The organism is Streptococcus thoraltensis DSM 12221 (genome assembly GCF_000380145.1).
Lineage (GTDB): Bacteria > Bacillota > Bacilli > Lactobacillales > Streptococcaceae > Streptococcus > Streptococcus thoraltensis.
Window position 1 is genome coordinate 139,072 of record NZ_KB904620.1, and the last position, 21,555, is coordinate 160,626.

General features: G+C 38.0%; 22 protein-coding genes, 1 tRNA gene and 1 pseudogene. 20 read left to right on the forward strand and 4 right to left on the reverse strand.

Annotated features, from left to right (window positions below; translation table 11 throughout):
* Nucleotides 1-415 precede the first annotated feature (415 nt).
* The 5 genes from A3IA_RS0108760 (at nucleotide 416) to A3IA_RS0108780 (ending at nucleotide 5,514) form a co-directional block, all read left to right on the forward strand.
* Nucleotides 416-1,678, forward strand: coding sequence for a UDP-N-acetylglucosamine 1-carboxyvinyltransferase (locus A3IA_RS0108760; RefSeq protein ID WP_018380949.1), 1,263 nt, complete (start codon nucleotides 416-418; stop codon nucleotides 1,676-1,678).
* A gap of 178 nt (nucleotides 1,679-1,856) precedes the next feature.
* Nucleotides 1,857-2,411 (forward strand): GNAT family N-acetyltransferase, encoded by a 555-nt coding sequence (locus A3IA_RS0108765; protein WP_018380950.1) that lies wholly within the window; start codon nucleotides 1,857-1,859, stop codon nucleotides 2,409-2,411.
* Nucleotides 2,404-3,690 carry a CBS-HotDog domain-containing transcription factor SpxR gene (spxR, locus tag A3IA_RS0108770; RefSeq protein ID WP_018380951.1) on the forward strand — a complete coding sequence of 429 codons (1,287 nt, stop codon included), beginning with the start codon at nucleotides 2,404-2,406 and terminating at the stop codon, nucleotides 3,688-3,690. Before A3IA_RS0108765 ends, spxR begins: the two co-directional genes overlap by 8 nt.
* Before the next feature lie 25 nt (nucleotides 3,691-3,715).
* Nucleotides 3,716-4,576, forward strand: a complete 861-nt coding sequence (locus tag A3IA_RS0108775; RefSeq protein ID WP_018380952.1) for a methionyl aminopeptidase — start codon at nucleotides 3,716-3,718, stop codon at nucleotides 4,574-4,576.
* Nucleotides 4,577-4,587: 11 nt separating this feature from the next.
* Nucleotides 4,588-5,514, forward strand: coding sequence for a YihY/virulence factor BrkB family protein (locus A3IA_RS0108780; RefSeq protein WP_018380953.1), 927 nt, complete (start codon nucleotides 4,588-4,590; stop codon nucleotides 5,512-5,514).
* A 1-nt stretch (nucleotide 5,515) separates the two neighbouring features.
* On the opposite strand, the gene A3IA_RS0108785 is transcribed toward A3IA_RS0108780, so the two are convergent.
* The 4 genes from A3IA_RS0108785 to yghU all read right to left on the reverse strand — a co-directional run bounded on the left by A3IA_RS0108785 (nucleotide 5,516) and on the right by yghU (nucleotide 8,528).
* On the reverse strand, nucleotides 5,516-5,956 hold the full coding sequence (locus tag A3IA_RS0108785) for a GtrA family protein (RefSeq protein ID WP_018380954.1): 441 nt from the start codon (nucleotides 5,954-5,956) through the stop codon (nucleotides 5,516-5,518).
* A 1-nt stretch (nucleotide 5,957) separates the two neighbouring features.
* On the reverse strand, nucleotides 5,958-6,899 hold the full coding sequence (locus A3IA_RS0108790) for a DHH family phosphoesterase (protein WP_018380955.1): 942 nt from the start codon (nucleotides 6,897-6,899) through the stop codon (nucleotides 5,958-5,960).
* A gap of 2 nt (nucleotides 6,900-6,901) precedes the next feature.
* The gene (locus tag A3IA_RS0108795) at nucleotides 6,902-7,345 is read right to left on the reverse strand and encodes a GNAT family N-acetyltransferase (protein ID WP_018380956.1); all 444 of its coding nucleotides are present in this window, start codon (nucleotides 7,343-7,345) and stop codon (nucleotides 6,902-6,904) included.
* A gap of 406 nt (nucleotides 7,346-7,751) precedes the next feature.
* The gene (gene yghU, locus A3IA_RS0108805; protein ID WP_018380957.1) at nucleotides 7,752-8,528 is read right to left on the reverse strand and encodes a glutathione-dependent disulfide-bond oxidoreductase; all 777 of its coding nucleotides are present in this window, start codon (nucleotides 8,526-8,528) and stop codon (nucleotides 7,752-7,754) included.
* A gap of 143 nt (nucleotides 8,529-8,671) precedes the next feature.
* On the opposite strand from yghU, the gene A3IA_RS0108810 reads away from it, so the two are divergent.
* The 15 genes and pseudogenes from A3IA_RS0108810 to A3IA_RS0108880 all read left to right on the forward strand — a co-directional run.
* Complete coding sequence (locus A3IA_RS0108810; protein WP_018380958.1) at nucleotides 8,672-9,115, forward strand: flavodoxin; 444 nt, start codon at nucleotides 8,672-8,674, stop codon at nucleotides 9,113-9,115.
* 118 nt (nucleotides 9,116-9,233) lie between these two features.
* Complete coding sequence (locus A3IA_RS0108815) at nucleotides 9,234-10,448, forward strand: chloride channel protein (protein ID WP_018380959.1); 1,215 nt, start codon at nucleotides 9,234-9,236, stop codon at nucleotides 10,446-10,448.
* A 321-nt stretch (nucleotides 10,449-10,769) separates the two neighbouring features.
* Nucleotides 10,770-11,006 (forward strand): KH domain-containing protein, encoded by a 237-nt coding sequence (locus A3IA_RS0108820; RefSeq protein ID WP_018380960.1) that lies wholly within the window; start codon nucleotides 10,770-10,772, stop codon nucleotides 11,004-11,006.
* A gap of 221 nt (nucleotides 11,007-11,227) precedes the next feature.
* A complete protein-coding gene (locus A3IA_RS0108825; RefSeq protein WP_018380961.1) occupies nucleotides 11,228-11,497 on the forward strand; it encodes a hypothetical protein in 270 nt (89 codons plus the stop codon).
* A 49-nt stretch (nucleotides 11,498-11,546) separates the two neighbouring features.
* A complete protein-coding gene (imm40, locus tag A3IA_RS0108830) occupies nucleotides 11,547-12,350 on the forward strand; it encodes an Imm40 family immunity protein (protein WP_018380962.1) in 804 nt (267 codons plus the stop codon).
* 14 nt (nucleotides 12,351-12,364) lie between these two features.
* Nucleotides 12,365-12,865: a hypothetical protein gene (locus tag A3IA_RS0108835; RefSeq protein WP_018380963.1), complete on the forward strand. Its 501-nt coding sequence runs from the start codon at nucleotides 12,365-12,367 to the stop codon at nucleotides 12,863-12,865.
* Nucleotides 12,866-13,160: 295 nt separating this feature from the next.
* Nucleotides 13,161-13,559: pseudogene (locus A3IA_RS13700) on the forward strand (ISLre2 family transposase); the annotation flags it as partial.
* A 296-nt stretch (nucleotides 13,560-13,855) separates the two neighbouring features.
* The gene (gene rplS, locus A3IA_RS0108845; RefSeq protein ID WP_018380965.1) at nucleotides 13,856-14,203 is read left to right on the forward strand and encodes a 50S ribosomal protein L19; all 348 of its coding nucleotides are present in this window, start codon (nucleotides 13,856-13,858) and stop codon (nucleotides 14,201-14,203) included.
* 269 nt (nucleotides 14,204-14,472) lie between these two features.
* Entirely contained in the window at nucleotides 14,473-15,144 is a 672-nt protein-coding gene (locus A3IA_RS0108850; protein WP_018380966.1) for a beta/alpha barrel domain-containing protein, read from the forward strand.
* A gap of 52 nt (nucleotides 15,145-15,196) precedes the next feature.
* A tRNA-Arg gene (locus tag A3IA_RS0108855) sits at nucleotides 15,197-15,268 on the forward strand.
* A 39-nt stretch (nucleotides 15,269-15,307) separates the two neighbouring features.
* On the forward strand, nucleotides 15,308-15,439 hold the full coding sequence (locus A3IA_RS13565; RefSeq protein WP_018380967.1) for a hypothetical protein: 132 nt from the start codon (nucleotides 15,308-15,310) through the stop codon (nucleotides 15,437-15,439).
* Nucleotides 15,440-15,884: 445 nt separating this feature from the next.
* Complete coding sequence (locus tag A3IA_RS0108865; RefSeq protein WP_018380968.1) at nucleotides 15,885-17,084, forward strand: FtsW/RodA/SpoVE family cell cycle protein; 1,200 nt, start codon at nucleotides 15,885-15,887, stop codon at nucleotides 17,082-17,084.
* Between the two features lie 257 nt (nucleotides 17,085-17,341).
* Nucleotides 17,342-19,294: a DNA topoisomerase (ATP-hydrolyzing) subunit B gene (gene gyrB, locus A3IA_RS0108870; protein WP_018380969.1), complete on the forward strand. Its 1,953-nt coding sequence runs from the start codon at nucleotides 17,342-17,344 to the stop codon at nucleotides 19,292-19,294.
* Between the two features lie 98 nt (nucleotides 19,295-19,392).
* Nucleotides 19,393-21,117, forward strand: a complete 1,725-nt coding sequence (ezrA, locus tag A3IA_RS0108875; protein ID WP_018380970.1) for a septation ring formation regulator EzrA — start codon at nucleotides 19,393-19,395, stop codon at nucleotides 21,115-21,117.
* Nucleotides 21,118-21,241: 124 nt separating this feature from the next.
* Nucleotides 21,242-21,555, forward strand: a 314-nt coding sequence (locus A3IA_RS0108880) for an IS1182 family transposase (RefSeq protein WP_018380971.1), incomplete at its 3' end; no start/stop codon positions are given.

Sequence of the window (21,555 nt, forward strand, 5' to 3'; positions counted from 1 at the left end):
TACTAAATCAATCGTTTCCGCTGTCTATCAGCCCATTCTTACCGTTTTTTACCAAGCTCATAATAAGACAAATCGCCACGATGCGTAGCAATTTGTCCTTTTGTAATCTTCAACGCAAAATTCAAACCTTATAAATAGTAGTGCAACACCTCTATTCACCTCTATTAGCGAGATCTCACTATGAAAATGATAATACAACTTAATCTTTTTGAGAATCAAGAAGTTGATGATTTAGAAACAGTCTCACAACACCCAAAACAGATGAACTGATAACACAGCCAACATGCCGTTTGAGAAGGGGAAGACACTCATGGCAACGGGAATGATTCTCAAAATCCTTGAATTTGGCAGCTTCCTAAATTTATGATAGAATGGAGGGGTTGAATTCATGTATTAGTTAAGAAAGTATTAGTTTATGCGTAAAATTGTTATTAATGGAGGGAAACCTCTTCAAGGTGAGGTGGCCGTTTCTGGTGCCAAAAATAGTGTTGTCGCTTTAATTCCAGCTGTTATTTTGGCTGATGATGTGGTGATTTTAGATGGAGTACCTGCTATCTCGGACGTTGATAGTTTGGTTGAAATCATGGAAATCATGGGAGCTAGCGTCAAGCGCTATGATGATACTCTTGAAATTGATCCTCGCGGTGTTAAAAATATCCCAATGCCATATGGGAAAATCAATAGTTTGCGAGCCTCTTATTATTTCTATGGCAGCCTTTTAGGTCGCTTTGATGAGGCTACTGTTGGTTTACCAGGTGGGTGTGACCTCGGACCTCGTCCGATTGATTTACATTTAAAAGCCTTTGAAGCGATGGGCGCAAAAATTTCTTATGAAGGTGAGTCAATGCGCTTGGCAACTGCAAATGGTGAGCGTATCCATGGAACCCATATTTATTTTGACACTGTGACTGTTGGAGCGACCATCAACACCATGCTTGCAGCGGTGAAGGCTCAAGGTCGTACAGTGATTGAGAATGCGGCTCGTGAACCTGAAATTATTGATGTTGCTACATTATTGAATAATATGGGAGCGCGAGTTCGTGGGGCAGGTACTGATGTGATAACGATTGACGGTGTGGATCGTTTAAGTGGTACACGTCATCAAGTTATTCCAGACCGTATTGAAGCTGGCACGTATATTGCTCTAGCAGCAGCAGTAGGTGGTGGTATTAAAATTACTAATGTGTTATATGAACACTTGGAGTCTTTCATTGCTAAACTGGAAGAAATGGGAGTTCGTATGACGGTCGAAGAAGATTCTATCTTTGTCGAAAAACAAGGCACTCTAAAAGCTGTTGCTATTAAAACCTCCCCTTACCCTGGATTTGCAACTGATTTACAGCAACCTTTGACGCCATTATTGTTGAAAACACAAGGGCGTGGTACAATTTTTGATACGATTTATGAAAAGCGTGTTAATCACGTTCCAGAATTAGCTCGTATGGGGGCAAAAATCTCTGTTGTTGGAGATCAGGTTGTCTATGATGGGCCAAATCAACTAACAGGTGCAGAAGTAAAAGCAACTGATTTGCGTGCAGGTGCTGCTCTTGTGATAGCTGGTTTGATGGCGCAGGGCCGTACGGAGATTTCAAATATCGAGTTCATCCTACGTGGTTATTCTAATATCATAGAAAAGCTACGCACTCTAGGTGCTGATATAACATTAATTGAAGAATAAGAGAAGGTTGAGGTTATAAATCTCAGCCTTTTGTGATGGTTAATTGGTACAGAACCAACAGCTTCTTTCAGTCGCTTGTTAGGAGAAAAAGGTCTTAGTATTGTGAAAAATGTTTATTTTAGCGCTAAGTTGACCTTCTGATATAGCAACAGTTCAACTGTTGTGCTATAATTTTAATATGTCAGTAGCATTAAAATTAGCACAATTTGCCACTTTTGAAACAGAACGGCTATTTTTTCGTCCTTTTACCTATCAAGATTTAGATGATTTTTCAGAAATTGTTTTAAACCCTCGTGTGACGACTTTTATACATCCAGGGTATCAAACCAGATGGGAAGTTGCGGAATTGCTGGTAGAATCATTTATTAAGAAACCTTTAGGGAAATGGGCTATTGTTAACAGGAAAAGTAGTAAGGTTATTGGTGGTATCCGTTTAGAAAATAGAGATGACTTGCAAAAGCGTGTAGAGGTAAGTTATTTTTTGTCTGAGGAATTTTGGCATCAAGGTTTTATGTCAGAGAGCCTTAGGACACTGCTTGTTCTTTGCTTTAAGGAATTTGAGATTTGTACTATTGATATTATTGTCCATGAGGAAAATATAGCAAGTCAAGCTTTAGCAGAGGCTTGTGGTTTCAAAATAAAAGAGCGTTTCAAAGGAAGTGATCGCTACACTCATAAAATGAGACGGTATACCCGTTTAGAACTGCAAGGTGAGGATTATCATTATGAGTAAACATCAGGAAATTCTAGACTACTTAGAGAATTTAAGAATTGGCAAACGCGTTAGTGTCCGCAGTATTTCCAATCACTTGAATGTTAGTGATGGAACAGCTTATCGCGCTATTAAAGAGGCTGAAAACAGAGGTATTGTTGAGACTAGACCAAGAAGCGGAACTGTACGTGTTGAGAATAAGAAAAAAATCAGTCTTGAGAAAATCACGTTCGCTGAAATTGCTCGTATTAGCGATTCGGAAGTGGTGGCTGGTCGAGAGGGTTTGTCACAAGAATTCAGTAAGTTTTCAATTGGGGCAATGACCCGAGAAAATATCCTAGATTATTTGGTTTCTGGTGGCCTGCTTATCGTAGGTGACCGTGATGACATTCAATTATTGGCTTTAGAGCATGGTAATGCTATCTTGGTGACAGGTGGTTTTCCAATTTCTGAAAAAGTAAAAGCTGTGGCTGATAAGTTGGCTATCCCTGTCATGGTAACCGCTTATGATACCTTTAGCGTCGCAACTTTAATCAACAAGGCTATTTCAAATGTTAGAATAAAGACGGATATTAAAACAGTTGGGCAGATTTATCTAGACAAAGATGAGTATGGCTATTTACGGGATACGGATTTGGTCTCTGCCTATCATCATCTGGTAAAAAAGACGAACCATATGCGCTTTCCTGTCATTGATAGTAAAAATCGTGTGGTTGGTATTGTTAGCATGCGAGATGTTATTGGGAAATATGAGCAGTTGCAGATGCGAAAAGTGATGGCAAAAACACCAGTGACAACGAGTCCCAACATTAGCTTAGCCACTGTTAGTCAAAAGATGGTTTTTGAGGATTTCGACATGCTTCCTGTTGTCGATAAATCAAAAGATTTTCTAGGTGTTGTGACACGCAGGCATATGATGGAAACTTTGAAAAATCTTTCTAAAACTCACATTCACAGTTACAGTGAGCAGTTTGTTTCAAATCTAGAGACCTTAAAAGATGGTCAATTTCAGTTTGTGGTTGAGCCACATATGATTGATAATACGGATAAATTGGCTTATGGTGTTTTAACAGAAGTTTTGAAAGAAGCGACCATGTCCCTTTTAACTAAGCGCCACCAAAAGAATATCATTATTGAACAAATGATGTTATACTTTTTACAGGCTTTGCAAATTGATGACGTCTTGACGATTACACCTAAAATTATTGCAGAAAGTCGCCGCAGCATGACTCTTGATATTGATGTGATGTCAGAAGGACAGTTGGTTGCTAAAGCACTTATTACAACGAAAATGACTTAAAGATGAAATAGTAGGAGAATTAAAAATGATAACTTTAAAATCAGCGCGTGAAATTGAAGCGATGGATCGTGCAGGAGACTTTTTAGCTAGTATCCATATCGGCTTGAGAGATATTATCAAGCCCGGTGTTGATATGTGGGAAGTTGAAGCGTACGTTCGTCGTCGCTGTAAGGAGGAAAATGTACTTCCCTTACAAATTGGGGTTGATGGGCATCTCATGGACTATCCCTACGCCACTTGTTGTGGTCTTAATGATGAAGTTGCTCACGCCTTTCCACGTCATTATATTTTAAAAGATGGCGATCTTCTAAAAGTAGATATGGTTTTGAGTGAGCCTTTAGATAAGTCAATTGTTGATGTTTCAAAATTGGATTTTGATAATGTTGCTGAGATGAAGAAATACACTGAACCATACGCCGGCGGCTTGGCTGATTCTTGCTGGGCTTATGCAGTGGGTGACGTTTCAGATGAAGTTAAAAACTTGATGGATGTCACCAAAGAAGCTATGTATATTGGTATTGAGAAGGCTGTTGTAGGAAATCGTATCGGTGACATTGGAGCAGCTATCCAAGAATACGCTGAAAGTCATGGTTATGGTGTTGTTCGTGACCTAGTTGGCCACGGGGTAGGTCCAACGATGCACGAAGCGCCAAATGTTCCTCATTATGGAACAGCTGGAAAAGGACTTCGTCTCAAAGAGGGAATGGTTTTGACCATTGAACCAATGATTAATACAGGAACTTGGGAAATTGATACTGACATGAAGACTGGCTGGGCGCACAAGACACTTGATGGGGGACTCTCTTGTCAATACGAACATCAGTTCGTCATTACTAAAGATGGTCCCGTTATTTTGACCAGCCAAGGTGAAGAGAGAACTTACTAGAGAGAGTTTCCGTGAAAAAACTAATTTCAAGACTAAAATCCAGTGATTTTGTTAAATACTTTTTAGAACTGTTTCGAACCTCGGAGATGGATTTGTCCAGTATTGCGGTAGCATACTATCTCCTTTTGACCATATTTCCTTTCTTTGTGCTTTTAGCCAACATCTTTCCTTATATCAATATCAATACTGACCAGATATTGGCCTTCTTGCAAGAGAATATACCAGAAGAATTGTATAAAACCACGGCTAATATTGTCATCAATATTTTCAATGAGCCTAATACGGGCTTGGTGTGGATTTCGATTGCAACTGGTTTGTGGACCATGTCACGTAGTATGACTTTCTTGCAAAAATCAATTAACAAGGCTTACGGCGTTCAGGATCATCGCGATATTGTATTAGGTTATCTTTTTGGCTTCTTATCAAGCCTTGTTGTGATTTTATTTTTAGCAATAGCGATTCTTTTATCAACCTTTGGTAAAGCTGTCTTACACCTGCTTTATTCGAATTATTCATTCGATCCTAAATTATTTGATTTGCTGTTGAATTTAACTCAGCCAGTTACGGCGGTAGTATTTCTTATTGCCTTAGGTATTTTGTATTATATTTTACCGAATGTTCATATTCGAAACATAAGGTATATTGTTCCCGGAACGGTTTTTACGGCTATAGTTTTTATGACCATGACCAGTCTCTTTGGACGTTATGTAACCTCAATGATGAATCGTTTGGACAATCTTAGAATGTTTGGTTCTATTACGATTTTAGCAGTCATGCTCTGGTTTACTGTCTTTGCTAAAGTTATTATTTTTGGTGCTATTTTAAATGCTTCCTATCAGAAGAAATACATGGATGAATTTGAAACGCGTGATGGTAATGTCATCAGCCTCATTAAGAATACTTTAAATAACGACGAAAAAGAAAAACAAGTTGATTAACTCAGCTTGTTTTCTTGTTTTTAAAGACGAAAAATTTACTAATGATGTAGTTAACAATAACAATAATCACTTGTGCAATAAGCGATTCAATCAGGTTAACCTTTTCTAAATCGTGAGCAACGAATTGACCAATAATGCTTGGGAATTTTTCCACTAGGGTGAACGCTAATGCTAAATCGATGAGCAGGGTGAAAAGTCTAGCTCCGACAAATGAAACAAGTCGTTTTTGCCAACCATATTTCTCTTGTTTGAAAACGATGCTATCATTAGTAAAAAAGGCGAAAAGAATGGCGATAGCATTAGCCATAACAGCTGAAAGTGTTGCCTGATGACTGATTGAAAATAAAATGGTTCGAGCAATCAAGTAGACCAGTGTTGTTAAAACTCCGAAAATCAGATAGGAAATGACTTCGTTATTGAGTAGTCTTTTGAAAATGTTCACTTTAATTCTCCTTGTTGCCGATAGCAGAAATCATTTCTTGGAAAATTTGGTTATTTTCTTCTAAACTATAGGAATTTGCCCCGCTAGCTAATGGATGACCGCCTCCATCATGTTTTTGAGCAATCGTGTTAATCACGACGCTTTTACTACGCATACGAACGCGGTAAGATTGCCCATCAGCTTGTTGGACAAAGATTGCCCAAGATTGAACGCTATCAATCTTACCGGGGGTGCCAACAATGGCAGAAGATTCTGCTTCAGTAACATCAAAGGCTTTAAGAATTTCCTGGCTCAAGGTCACGCGAGCAGCCCCGTTATCTGAAATTTCCAAGTTATCAAAGATGTAGCCTTGTAGTCTAGCGATTTTAAAGGGAAATGAGTCCATTTGTCGAGCTATGCTCGCAAAGTCTACATCGAATTCTCTAAGTTCAGCTGCAATTCGCATGGTTTTAGCGGTAGTTGCAGGGTAAAGAAAGCGCCCAGTATCACCAACAATACCGGCATAAAGAAGGCGAGCGGCTTCCTCTGTTAATTGTAGGTGAGTTTCAAGAGCGAATTCTGTAATGATTTCACTGGCACTTGAAGCCTTTGTATCAACATGGGAAATATCACCGTAAATATCTTCATTAGGGTGGTGGTCAATTTTAATGAGAAAATCTCCCTGATGGTATCGCTCATCATCTATACGAGGTTGATTGGCTGTATCCGTGACGATAACTAAAGCTCCTGTGTAGTTGTCATCAGTGACAGTATCCATCTCAGCCATCCAAGAGAGGCTGGGTTCATTAAAGCCAGTGGCTAAAACTGTTTTTTCTGGAAAATTGTGACGAAGAATTTCCCTAAGTCCTAATTGTGAACCAAGAGCATCAGGGTCAGGTCTTTGATGACGATGAATGATAATGGTTTGGTAGTTTTTGATGGTTGATAAAATATCTTGAAACATGATTACTTTTCCTTTAATTTTAATAGCATATCAGTGTGGGGGATATCGTCTTCTAGGTAGGAATCTGAGATTTTTTCAAAGCCAAAGCTCTGGTAAAAAGGACATAGGTGTGTTTGAGCTTGGGCAAAAAGGTTCTTATTTGGAAATCTAGAGTGACAGACTTTAATGGCCTCTGCAACCAATGCACGCCCTAGCTTTTGTTTACGATGTCGTTTAGCAACCAAAACACGACCTAATTTAATAATGTTTTGGTCAGGTATTAGTCGGCAGTAGGCTTTAATTTGACCTAAATCATCCATTTGAAAGAGATGAAGAGCTATCTTGTCTTGCTCATCGATTTCAGAATAGGCACACGTTTGTTCTACCACAAAAATGTCTACACGTGTCTTGTAGATTTGAAATAATTCTTGAGTGTTTAATTGCTCAAAACTTTTTAGTTGCCACATCTATCAGAAAAACCTCCCAGATAATACTACTTCCATTATAACACGAAAAAAGAATTGAGCCTAAACCCAATTCTTTCGAAGCATTCCCCTTGTTAATGTATTGGTTCGTATTTTTTATAAATCATTTCATCCTCTTCGAACATCAAAAGCAGACCTTGTTGATTTGATTTGAGGCACTTCATTACTATCTGCACCGGCGTCGCCTAGTCTGCTTTTGATTTTCATCTAGTATCACTTTGCAGAAATTTGATTTTAAATACTCCAATATAGCCTAAATTGTCATCATCAGAACTTTTTGAGACAAATAAACATGTCATAACTTGGTGGCGATTTTTATTTTTGTGGATTGTAAAGACAGGAGTCGTGCTAGACGATATGGCAACAGGGATGATTTGTTAAAATCTTTTTAAGACAATGCTTTGTATTCGGTATTGAGTCCACGCTGAACAGCTGGACGTTCTGCGATTTTCTTGGTCCATTTGACTAGATTTGGATAAGAAGCAATGTCAAGAAAGACGTCAGAACCATCATAAAGTTTGCCATCAGCTAGGCGACCATACCAAGACCAAATAGCAATGTCAGCAATAGTGTAGTCATCGCCTGAGATGTAAGGTTTGTGAGCAAGTTCTTTATCCAAAAGATCAAGCTGACGTTTTGTTTCCATGGTGTAGCGATCGATGGCATATTTGATTTTTTCCGGCGCATAGTGGAAGAAGTGACCAAAACCGCCTCCAAGAAATGGCGCAGCACCGGTTTGCCAGAAGAGCCAGTTGAGGACTTCAGTACGCTCTTGGTGTGATGAAGGGATTAACTTTTGGAATTTTTCCGCCAAATAAAGCAAGATATTAGCAGATTCGAAAATCTTGATTTCTTGTTTTTCGCTTAAATCCAGCATAGCAGGAATCTTAGAGTTTGGATTGATAGCAACAAAATCAGAGCCAAATTGGTCACCTGAAGAAATATCGATTTTGAACATATCGTAATCTACGTCCACACCAAGCGCTTTCAATTCTTCAAACATGATAGCAACCTTGATGCCGTTTGGTGTACCTAGCGAATAAACTTGGAAAGGTTTTTCACCACGAGGTAGGTTTTGCTCAAAACGGCTACCGGCAGTAGGACGGTTAAGCCCTGAGTACTCTTTGGGTTCTTGCCAGACTTCTGGTAAGTGATAATCAGTCATGTCGGACCTCCTTAAACGTGTTGTCTAAAGCCTAGCAAAAATAAAAAGTGATTTCAAGAAATTACCCTTATGATGAAATAGATTTGCGAGTAAATTAGAAAATATGATACAATAACCAAAGATATAATGACACGGAGGAAAATATGGCCTTAGCAAAAGTGGTTTATGCCAGTATGACAGGTAATAATGAAGAACTAGCAGATATTATTACTAATAAGCTAGAAGAGTTGGGACACACGGTTGAGATGGATGAGTGTACCATGGTTGAAGCCAGCGACTTTGAGGACGCTGACATCTGTATCGTTGTGACCTATACCTATGACGATGGTGAATTGCCGGATGAAATCGTTGATTTTTATGAAGAATTAGCTGATCTTGATTTGTCAGGAAAGGTTTATGGTTGTGCAGGTTCTGGAGATACTTTCTATGATGATTTCTGTACCTGCGTGGATGACTTTGACAAGCAATTCGCCCTAACGGGTGCCACAAAGGGTGCTGAATCTGTCAAGGTTGATTTGGCTGCAGACGATGAGGATATTGAAAACTTAGAACGTTTTGCAGAAGAGCTATCTGCGCGTGTAAGTTAAGTAAAAATTCAGAATGATTGTCTCCCTAGAGGAATTCAAACCGCTGAAATGCTGATGATGTCTACGTTTTTGTCGTAGTCTCATTGGCTTTTTTGTTAGTATTTAGAAAGGAAATTCGATGAAACTACAAGGTCATTATTACCGACATTTGCTCAATTTAGAAATCGCTGCGCTACTGATTGGGGTATTGGCTGGTATACTAGATGCACTTTTTGGTGGAATCTTACTATTTGTCTCCAACATAAGGGTGCAATTCCCTTATTTGACCATTCCATTTTTAGGTTTGGCAGGGCTTTTGATTGTCTTTTTATATCAGCGTTTTGGGGATGACAGTATCAAAGGCATGGGTCTGGTCTTTGAAGTTGAACATGGTCAGCGAAAGAAAATTCCTAAGCGGTTGGTACCACTAGTCATTTTGACCACTTGGTTAACCCACCTTTTTGGAGGTTCAGCAGGTCGCGAAGGTGTGGCTGTCCAGCTTGGAGCGACCATCGCAACGACACTAACAGCCCTTCGTTTTTTGAAAGATTATAGTAAAGAACTTCTAGTGATTGGTATGGCGGCAGGATTCGGTGGGCTTTTTCAGACACCAATGGCAGCGACTTTCTTTGCTTTGGAAATCTTAGTTATTGGAAAAATACGATTTCATCTTTTTTTGCCCGTTTTTACAGCAGCTTTCATAGCTAGTCAGACCAGTTATTCACTAGGGTTGGAGAAATTCAATCATCTGATTCAATCAGATGTGTCACTGGATTTTCTAACAGTTGGAAAGTTACTGCTTGCAGGTCTTTTCTTTGCCTTAGTCGGAAAATTATTCGCCATCAGCTTGCTTTTTCTTAAAGGGAAACTGGCTAAGATAGCACCGAATCCATATCTCAAAATTGCTATCGGAGGATTGATATTATCTCTTATTTTCCTTATCTTGGAACACGGGCGCTATTCTGGACTAGGTACTAACCTTATTGAGGCTAGTTTTTTAGGTAATAAGATTTACGTTTATGATTGGATTTTGAAGTTATTCTTAACGGTTGTGACTATTTCATTAGGTTTTCAAGGAGGAGAAGTAACGCCTTTATTTTCAATTGGCGCTAGTTTTGGAGTAGTTTTAGCACTCACTTTAGGATTGCCGATAGAGTTGTTGGCTGCCCTTGGCTACGTTGCTGTATTTGCCAGTGCCACCAATACTATTTTAGGTCCGCTCTTAATCATGGGAGAAGTTTTTGGTTTTGCTAATACGCCTTATGCTTTCATCGTCTTGGTTATTGTTAGCTGTCTACAATTTTTACCGTCTATTTATCCACTGCAGAAACATTCTATAGCAAAAGATTTATAATCGGCACAACAAACGCATGAAGAAAATGTCAATGTACTTTGCTCGTGAAATTTTGTTATAATATCGGTGAAGCGGTTTCAACTATTCCTAAAGTTGAAACAGACCAAATACTTCGCATCCAATATGCTGATCAATTAAAGTCTACTGTTGGTATAATTTCTCAACCAAATGATGATAATAACTTTTTAACATGGTAGATAGACTGTAGCAAAAGATACTGCTCAACATGGTGGTCGTCGGTGGGAGTTGAAAAAAGATGGCCGTCGAATTGGCTCACTAGACAAAGATGGAAATATTATTGCAGATTAAAAGGAGCTAAAGATGAAAAACATTAAGTTATCAGGTTTCGAATTTGAGTATAATCCGATTATGGATTGTGTCTTTGATGAAAAGCAAAATAGATTAGTTTTTGTATCAGAAAATTACGGCGATGTTCACCTAGCTATCGAATTAAAAGGGTCAACCTTAATATTTCATCCAAGATGGAACATTAAAATAGTGATTGACGAAAAACACCCAAATAAATATATTCTAGATGTTAATTCTACAAATTTTTAGAAGCTATTACTACCGTCAAGAAACACAAATTGCTTATTTTGGGAGGAAAGTGTGTCACTTTATATTTTTTAGAGAGGGGGTAACAAGTTGAAGTATCGATTCGGTTTTTCAAACTGTAATGTTTTAAAAATTACTGTTAGTTATGAAAATTTAAATTGAAATTGTGAGTAGACTCACTAGATAGTGGCGCAAGTATAATTACAAAGAAAGAGAAGATAACATTGAAAACAATTAAATTATCATATTTTGAGTTTGAGTATAATCCGATTATGGACTGTGTTTTTGATGAAAAACAAAATAGATTAGTATTTATATCAGAAAATTACGGCGATATTCATCTAGCTATCGAATTAAAAGGGTCAACCCTAATATTTCATCCAAGATGGAACATTAAAATAGTGACTGACGAAAAGGAAAAAAACAAGTATATTCTAGATGTGAATTGTCCAGATGAGACACTCAACTTGGACGAATTGTCTAAGAAAGATTGATACTTTTCTCATTTTTTTGTGTCTAATCAAAAACACCAAGAGACAGATTATGATTGACTATAACATGATATTATCAAGTGACTTATCTCAGAGAGGTTGTGATTTAAAAGCCTTATACCTTAATGTGCTTGCTTGGGATTATAATGATATTTTAGAAGTTATTGCCAGCGTAAAGAAACACAAATTGCTTATTTTGGGAGGAGATGTTTATCATTTTAGAAAGGGTAAAGTTTCTTGGACCTATGATGGCTGGAGTTATCAAGGAGATGATTGGAAAGCATCCGTTCAGAAGAGTTTACACTATATTAACGATTACCATGAGATGAATGGGTCTAGGTACCTATACTCTCTAGTTATCGCTAGCCCTAGGATGACGTCACTTCGTTTTTCCAAGCACGATGAGATAAGTCGCCGAGATAAAAAACGGTATGGTTTTAGTAGGGACTGGAGTAGTGTGAGAGATATTGGACAGACGTTTTTGGGGCAAGAGCTAACTCAAATAGCCTATGAAAGGGTTGAGGAACGCTATTTGGCTGTTTTTAGAGATGTCGCTAAGATGATGTCCCTTTCGGAGTTTCACATATCTTTTTTGGAAGTCATCAGTAGTGAGGTATTGATGACTTATCCTTTTTTGGAAGAGGGTCATACATTAACGTTGGAAGAAGCTCTTTCCTGCATACAGTTAATGCTTAGAGAGAAAATATGGTGTAAACTTATCAATCCCCATTTGGAATTCCATTTTGGCTACGACTACTACGCTTATCTCTATTTTGATGGGGATAAGGAGAGAGTAAAAGCTATTATTAAAAAACATCAGCTTTTTTGGGAAGACCGAGAATCACCTTATCTTTAGAATGGAGTAACAGTGTGAAATATCGAATACGTTTTTCAAAGTATGATATCAAATACCGTAATGAGCTTGGCCATTACCTGAGAGATGATTGGACGTCTATTTGGGATGTCGGTAAAGTTTGTGAAGGTGTTCTGGTGACGCTTGAGGAGTATGAGCGTGTAGAGAGCCAGTACCTAAAGACTTTGGAAGAAGTTGCTAAATTGTTGGATGTTGACTCTTTTCAAATCGCTCAATTAGATAAGTATGATACTGATTGGACCTATTTAGGTTTTCCGGTGGAAGTTGGTGCTACTGTCACCATTGAACAATTTTTAATATTATCTCGTTTGGCTTTACGGGAAGAAATATGGGTGAGTTTTGAACACCCTGATTTATGGGTTAATTTTGCATTGGATTACTACGCTTATTTGGGGTTTAACCGAAGTTCGGATGCTATTCATCGTATTATTGAAGCCAATTCCTTGTTTTGGGAAAAGGATAAATTCGATTTCTATGACGAAGATGATGAGGAATGATTTTAAGCCTTTAGTATAGATATAGCATGTAATATAACAGATGGCAGATGAGAACAATAGCTTCTTTGTTCTTCCATCTGTTTTTTGTTGAACCTGTCTAAAAACTATTTTCACTCCTGTAAAATAAAGGAGTGAGATTATATTTTGATGAAACAGCTTTTGTCCATGAGATGGATCGTGCTCGTAAAGAGTGTTTTTTAGAGAGAATAGCCACCTATGATGAGAAAAACTCTGCGACGATGTGCCAACCCTGATAACCAATTCGAACAATGACAAAAAGGACACGAGGCGAGCTTTTAAGGCGATTCAAACGCATAACAAGTTATTGGTGTAACTGTTATGGACAGTGTTGAATCACTGATTGCTTCTGAAGAAGAGATGGCTGTATCAGTAAACTGCTTAGAAATTTTAAAGATACAAAGCCACCAATATTACGTGGGTTATCGTCGAGATGGATTGGAGTGGTTGAGAGCCAGCATCGAAAAGTGACGTACAGAATGAAATATCAATGGATGTACTGGTCGTTAAAAGGTATATATGCCATGGCTCGCATGATTTTATGAACGCATTGACCAAGTTAGAGGAGTTCTTCTCCGGGGAATGGCGCAAGCGGTATGCCCTATACGAGAGGAATCGGTTTAGTGCGGGTCATGCGAAGTATCGTCGCACGAAGCCCCTTTATTTGTGCCCATAACTCAGGTCAGAAAAATGGGAAATGACGAAGGTTAAGTAAACCTAAGTAGACAAATAGGCGATTGCCACTAAAAATCGTTATTTTTAGGATCTTTATTCGGGTAAAGGACCTAACGTTCTCCTAGGCGACAAGGGCTCCTTGATTTTTCCAAAAAATTCAGATACATACAATTTGCTATGATACTTTACAAATGGTTTAAGAAATGATATGATATCTTTTGTGTGTAATGGACGCACGAAATACGGCTAATCCGCTGAGACAAGCACTTATGATTGGTAAGATAAGGAGAATAAGAAATGAATCCATTAATCCAAAGTTTGACTGAAAGTCAACTTCGTACTGATATTCCTGAATTCCGCGCTGGTGACACTGTTCGCGTACACGCGAAAGTTGTCGAAGGTAACCGTGAACGTGTTCAGATTTTTGAAGGTGTTGTTATTTCACGCAAAGGTCAAGGGATTTCAGAAATGTATACTGTTCGTAAAATCTCTGGTGGTATCGGGGTTGAACGTACTTTCCCAATCCACACACCACGTGTTGAAAAAATCGAAGTGACTCGTCACGGTCGCGTTCGTCGTGCTAAACTTTACTACCTACGCGCATTGCAAGGTAAAGCTGCACGTATTAAAGAAATCCGTCGTTAATCTAAGCTACAAGGGTCTTAAAATGACGGTAGAGAGTAATGGATTGATACTATGTTTTTAGACATAGACAATTTGTTCTTTTCTAAAAGTGATTTAGACCAAGTACTATTCAGGTCATAAGGTAACTGGAAATAGGAGTTCTTTGAAGTATGTTTGCATACAAGGAGAGAATACTTTTTCAATTCTTTTGACCGAATGCCATTAGCACGAATTTCTACTCTTCCTTTTAGGAAGGGTTTTTTTATCTTAGGATTAGAAAGAGTTGACAAATGAAACAAATCGTCCCTTCCGTCAAATCTGAGTTGCGACAAGAAATCGTTGAAATACCTTCAGTTATTAATCAGTGTTCAGGGATTGAGATTTATGGTCGTAACATAAAATCAGTTATTTTTACCACAGATATTGCGATTATTGCCAATAATAATGCAGATGCGGTTTTAGCGGTTTACCCATTCACCCCAAGTACAGCAGTTTTGAAAGGGATTATGCTAGTATCACAAGTCCCTGTTTTTGCAGGTGTTGGTGGTGGATTAACCACTGGTCAACGTTCAGCTAATATGAGTCTGTTTTCAGAAGCAGAAGGGGCTATGTCAGTCGTTGTTAATGGTCCAACAAGCCCAGAAACCATTCGAAAAATTAATAGGGTAGTAGACGTCCCAATTGTTTACACTGTTGTGACTGAAACAGCAGATATTGCTTCACGATTGGCAGCAGGTGTGGATATTTTAAATGTCAGTGGAGGTTTGAAGACCGTCGAAATCGTTCAAAAAATTCGAAAAGCCTATCCAGATATTCCTATCATGGCAACAGGAGGCCCAACTGATCAAACGATTTTAGAAGTGATAGCTGCGGGAGCAAATGCGGTGACTTATACCCCGCCTAGTAACGGTGAAATTTTCAAAAAGAAAATGGAAAAATATCGAGAAGAGGTCAAAAAATAAGGTCACAAAAACTTGCAACAAGATGAGGACTAAGGTAAAATAGACTTACTTGGTCTCCTTAGTTAAATGGATATAACAACTCCCTCCTAAGGAGTCGTTGCTGGTTCGATTCCGGCAGGGGACATGGTCTCTTACTCTAGTAAGTGGAAAGAAAGGAAGTTTTATGTCAAAAAAAGTTACCTTAAAAACAAAAGAGAAACATCAAACATTTAAAATTACAGATGTTATAAAACTAATCGCCTTACTCATTCCAGTTGTTCAATTATTACGTCAAATGAAAAACGGACGAAAGTAATGTAACGGTATAAAACCGACAGATTCCTGTCGGTTTTTTGAGTACGACGGACATGTCGTACATCTGAGGAAAACGTCACTGGTGAACCTATTAACGACTCCAAACCTTGACTATCGTGAGGTAGCGGGGAGCGGAAGGGGAAACAAAACCAGTCCTCGTTTGATGGGGACTGGTTGGCTGTTTAGATTTCTACTTAGAAAGACATGTGTTAACAGTTAATTGAACCGCTGTGTGCCAAACAGCATGAACGTTGGTGTGAGAGGGGGTAAAGATTAGCTCCTACTCGATTATAAATTTTTAGAAGAATTCGCTGCCTTTAGATTAACGGGCTATTGTGATTTTAGGAGGCGAATATTCTTATAATTCTTTAAAGTGAATTCACTCCAAAAACAAGAATTCGTGGTATAATTAAAAGCACTTTAAGCAAGAAGAGGTTTAGTAAAACTTGAAACACGCAATTAATAAACGGATTGATTTTGCCTTAATCATACCTGTTATTTTATTATTAGTAGTTGGCTTTGTTTCTATCTACATCGCAACATTCAATGATTATCCTAACAAAGTCATTCAAGTCATGTTGCAGCAGGGAGCTTGGGTTATTATTGGTCTAACACTTGCTTTTGTTGTCATGCTGTTTAATACGGAGTTCCTATGGAAGATTAGTCCGTATTTATATTTGCTTGGATTAGGGTTGATGGTTTTACCATTGCTTTTTTATAGCCCCTTATTAGTAGAATCAACCGGAGCTAAAAACTGGATTACAATTGGCAACACTACCTTATTTCAACCTTCAGAGTTTATGAAAATAGCTTATATATTGATACTGGCAGAATCAGCCTTGTGGTTTCATGGACGTTATCCAGAACAAACCATTAAAAATGATTTGAAACTACTAGCGGTCTTTTCAGTGCTTACCCTTCCAGTCCTAGTTCTGCTAGGTTTGCAAAAAGATTTGGGAACAGCGATGGTCTTTTTAGCCATTTTTGTTGGGATGAGTTTTTTATCAGGTATTAGCTGGAAAATTGTTTTAAGCGTCTTTCTTATTAGCATGATGTCATTGGTCATCTTTCTCTTAGTCTTTCTGTGGGAACCCGGACGTGAGTTTTTATATCATATGGGCATGGATACCTATCAAATTAACCGAATATCTGCCTGGCTAAAACCATTTGATTTTGCGACAAGTATTGCTTACCAACAAACTCAAGGCATGTTATCTATCGGAAGCGGTGGCGTCTTTGGCAAGGGATTTGGAGTTGTCGAATTATCAGTACCTGTTAGAGAGAGCGATATGATTTTCACTGTTATTGCAGAAGATTTTGGTTTCTTTGGCGCAGCGGTGACATTAGCACTTTATCTCCTACTCATTTATCGTATGATTATTATCACATTAGAATCCAACAATCAATTTTATACCTACATTTCTGCTGGTTTTATCATGATGATTCTCTTTCATATTTTTGAAAATATTGGAGCAGCAATTGGCATCCTGCCACTCACAGGGATTCCCTTACCGTTTATTTCACAGGGAGGAAGTTCCCTTATTTCTAACTTAATCGGCGTTGGTCTTGTCTTATCCATGGCTTATCAAAATCAAATTCACAGAGAAGAAGCAAGAGAAAAACGTTATAGCAGGTTGGTGGATTAATAGTTTCTGACTTCATTTCAAAAGATTTCAGAACCTGTAACCTTAAGTCATAAATACATGAGATACTTTTGAGAGGCTGACAGAATATCAGCTTCTTTTTTCTTGCTAAAAATACAGTAAAATAGCAAGAATTATGATATAATGTAGCTTATGGTCGCTTGTCTATTGTTATTTGTAATAACATGACTAGGATGAGCGAAAACACATCGTAAAACAAGCAATTTTATTTAATCCATAATGACAGAAAAGAGTAGCAAATGACAGAAGAATTAAAAGACTTGCAAAATAAAGCCAGTGAATATGATGCTAGTCAGATCCAAGTTTTAGAAGGATTAGAAGCTGTCCGTATGCGTCCAGGGATGTATATTGGTTCAACTTCAAAAGAAGGACTTCATCACCTTGTTTGGGAAATTGTGGATAATTCTATTGACGAAGCTTTGGCAGGATTTGCTAGTCACATCGAAGTTTTTATTGAACCAGATAACTCTATCACCGTTGTAGATGACGGTCGTGGTATTCCGGTTGATATTCAAGAAAAAACAGGTCGTCCAGCTGTCGAAACAGTCTTTACGGTCCTTCATGCTGGAGGAAAATTTGGCGGTGGTGGCTATAAAGTTTCTGGTGGTCTCCATGGTGTTGGTTCGTCTGTTGTTAATGCTTTGTCTAAACAACTCGATGTTAAAGTTCATAAAAATGGTCAAATTTACTATCAAGAATACCGTCGTGGAGTCGTGGTTGATGATTTAGCTATTATTGGTGAAACCGATTTACAAGGAACGACTGTTCATTTTACACCAGATCCAAAAATTTTCACCGAAACAATTGAGTTCGATTATGCTAAATTAGCGAAGCGTGTCCAAGAGTTAGCCTTTTTGAACAAAGGTTTGCGTATTTCCATCACAGATAAACGTGAAGGCATGGAAACGAGTAAGGAATACCATTATGAAGGCGGTATTGCTAGCTATGTAGAGTATATCAACGAGAACAAAGATACCATTTTTGATACCCCAATCTTTACTGATGGTGAAATGGATGGTATTACTGTTGAAGTGGCTATGCAGTACACAACGACATACCACGAAACAATCATGAGCTTTGCCAACAACATTCATACTCATGAAGGTGGAACTCATGAGCAAGGTTTTCGAACCGCTTTGACGCGTGTTATTAACGATTATGCACGCCATAATAATATTCTTAAAGAAAAAGACGATAACTTAACTGGAGATGATGTTCGAGAAGGGTTGACAGCTGTTATTTCTGTTAAACATCCAAATCCTCAGTTTGAAGGTCAAACCAAGACAAAACTTGGAAATTCTGAAGTTGTTAAAATTACAAATCGTCTCTTTAGTGAAGCCTTCAATCGTTTCTTATTAGAGAATCCCCAAGTTGCTCGTAAGATTGTAGAAAAAGGGATTTTAGCATCTAAAGCTCGTATTGCAGCAAAACGTGCGCGTGAAGTGACTCGTAAGAAATCTGGTTTGGAAATTTCTAACTTACCAGGTAAATTAGCAGACTGTTCTTCAAATGATGCTAGTCAAAACGAACTCTTTATTGTTGAGGGGGACTCTGCTGGAGGGTCTGCTAAATCTGGTCGAAATCGTGAATTCCAAGCCATCTTACCAATTCGTGGTAAAATTCTTAATGTTGAAAAAGCGACTATGGATAAGATTTTAGCCAACGAAGAAATTCGAAGTCTCTTTACAGCTATGGGAACTGGTTTTGGTGCAGAATTTGATGTTTCAAAAGCTCGTTACCAAAAATTGGTAATCATGACTGATGCGGATGTTGATGGAGCACATATTCGTACCTTACTATTAACCTTGATATATCGCTTTATGCGTCCAGTACTGGAAGCAGGATATGTGTATATTGCTCAACCACCAATTTACGGTGTAAAAGTTGGCAGTGATATTAAAGCTTACATCCAACCAGGTGTTAATCAGGAAGAAGAATTGAAAAAGGCACTTGCGCAGTACAGTCAAGGGCGCTCAAAACCTTCTATCCAACGTTATAAAGGTCTTGGTGAGATGGATGACCATCAACTTTGGGAAACAACAATGGACCCTGAAAATCGTCTAATGGCACAAGTTTCAGTTGATGATGCTGCAGAAGCAGACAAAATTTTTGATATGCTAATGGGCGATCGTGTTGAGCCCCGTCGTGAGTTTATCGAAGAAAACGCTGTTTACAGTACGCTTGATATCTAGGTCATAGCCTAGTAAAAAAGAGGTGCAGAGAGCTTTTAAGTATGATATAATCGTTATGCTAAAATGCTTACAAAAGGAAGATTACTAAGGAGAAATACATGTCGAGCGGAATAGTACTAGTGATAGTAGCAGTCGTTGTGTTAGTGATTGTTGCTTATCTTATCGCCGTGTTAATACGAAAAAGGAACGATTCACTAATCGCAAAACTCGTTCAAGAAAAAACAGAAATTGAAAAATTACCAGTTGTTACTGAAATTGAAGAAGTAAAATCACTTCATCTGATTGGTCAAAGTCAGGCAAATTTTAGAGAGTGGCAGCAAAAATGGGATGACATCGCATCAAATTCTTTAAAAGAAATTGAGAAACAATTATTTGATGCCGAAAATCTTAATGATACCTTCCATTTCTTTAAAGCAAAATCAGAAATTGATAAAGTTGAAAGTCAATTAGCGTTAATTCGTGAAGATATTGCAGCTATTCGAGAAGCTCTTGATATTTTAAAAGCACAAGAGGAAAAAAACAGTGCGCGTGTCAAGCATGCACTGGACTTGTACGAAGAGTTACAACATTCCATTAATGAAAACAGTGACAACTACGGTACAACCATGCCTGAGATTGAAAAGCAACTTAAGAATATTGAGAAAGAATTTTCACAATTTGTGACACTTAATTCTTCAGGTGATCCTGTGGAAGCGGCAGCACTTTTAGATAAAGCAGAAGAACATACGATTGCTTTGGGGCAAATTTCTGAAAAAATTCCTGCCATCGTTACTAAACTTGAAGATGATTTTCCTGATCAGTTGGACGATTTAGAAAGTGGTTATGCGAGACTTCTTGAAGAGAATTATCACTTTAAAGAAAAAAATATCGAAATTCGTTTCCAAAATATCCGTGATTCTATTCGCTCAACGTCGAATGGTTTGATTAGCTTAGATCTTGATCAAGCTAACGAAGATAATGAGAATATCCAAGAGCGTATCAATCAACTTTATGATATTTTTGAACGTGAGATTGAAGCTCATGGAAAAGTTGTAAAAAATAGCAAGATTATTCCTGATTATCTAGCTCATGCAAAAGCCAACAATGTGCAGCTTAATAATGAGTTGAATCGTCTGTCTAAAAAATACATCTTAAATGATGGTCAAGGCGTTAATATTCGCCATTTTTCTGAAGAGCTTGATATTATCGAAGAGAAAGTTTTGCCAGATGTTATCAATCTTGAAGAGCAAGAACAACCATTTTCATTGCTTGAAGGACGTTTGGAAGAAGCCTTGAAAACATTGGCACGAATCGAAAATTCTCAATTAGAAGTGGCTGAAGAATTGGAGTCAGTGGAACGTATAGAAGCAACAGCACGTGAAAAGTTAGATTACTATATTAATAAACTTCATATGATTAAACGTTATATGGAAAAACGTCATTTGCCAGGTATTCCTCAAGAATTTTTAAGTGTTTTCTTTACGGCAAGTGCTCAGTTAGAAGCCTTGATGGAAGAGCTGAGTCGTGGTCGTATTCATGTTGAAACCGTTGCACGTATGACTGAGTCTGCAACATCTTCATTGGATATGCTAGAAGATACAACTTATCGTGTCGTTCAAAATGCAGCCTTAACAGAGCAGTTGCTCCAGTATTCAAATCGTTATCGTAGTTTCGAACCAGGTGTTCAAAGTAGTTTTGAACATTCATTGAAACTCTTCGAACAGGATTATGATTACCAAGGCTCATTTGAAGAAATCTCTTATGCCTTAGAGACGGTTGAACCAGGCGTTACAGACCGATTTGTAAATTCTTACGAAAAAACACGTGAAGAAATTTTACTATAACCAAAAAAACGAAGTAATCAATACTTCGTTTCAGATTGAAGACAAAGTCCTTAGAATTTTATTTCTAAGGGCTTTTTGCCAATTTTAGGAGTATAATAAAAGAAAACGCTTGTGAGGGGTTGCTATGTTTCACAAAGAAAAACCAGATTATAACCGTAATCAATATGGCTTTTACACGCTTGACCAGCTCGTCCCAGAAGATCACTTTCTTCGTCAAGTGGATGCCATGATTGACTTTGACTTCATCTATGATTTAGTGGAAGACACCTATAGTTCTGATAATGGTCGTCCCAGTCTTGACCCTGTAATGCTCATCAAANTCCCTCTTATCCAATGTTTCTATGGGATCCGTTCCATGCGCCAAACTATTAAAGAGATTGAAGTCAATACGGCTTATCGCTGGTTTATTGGCTTAACTTTGGATGATAAGGTGCCTCA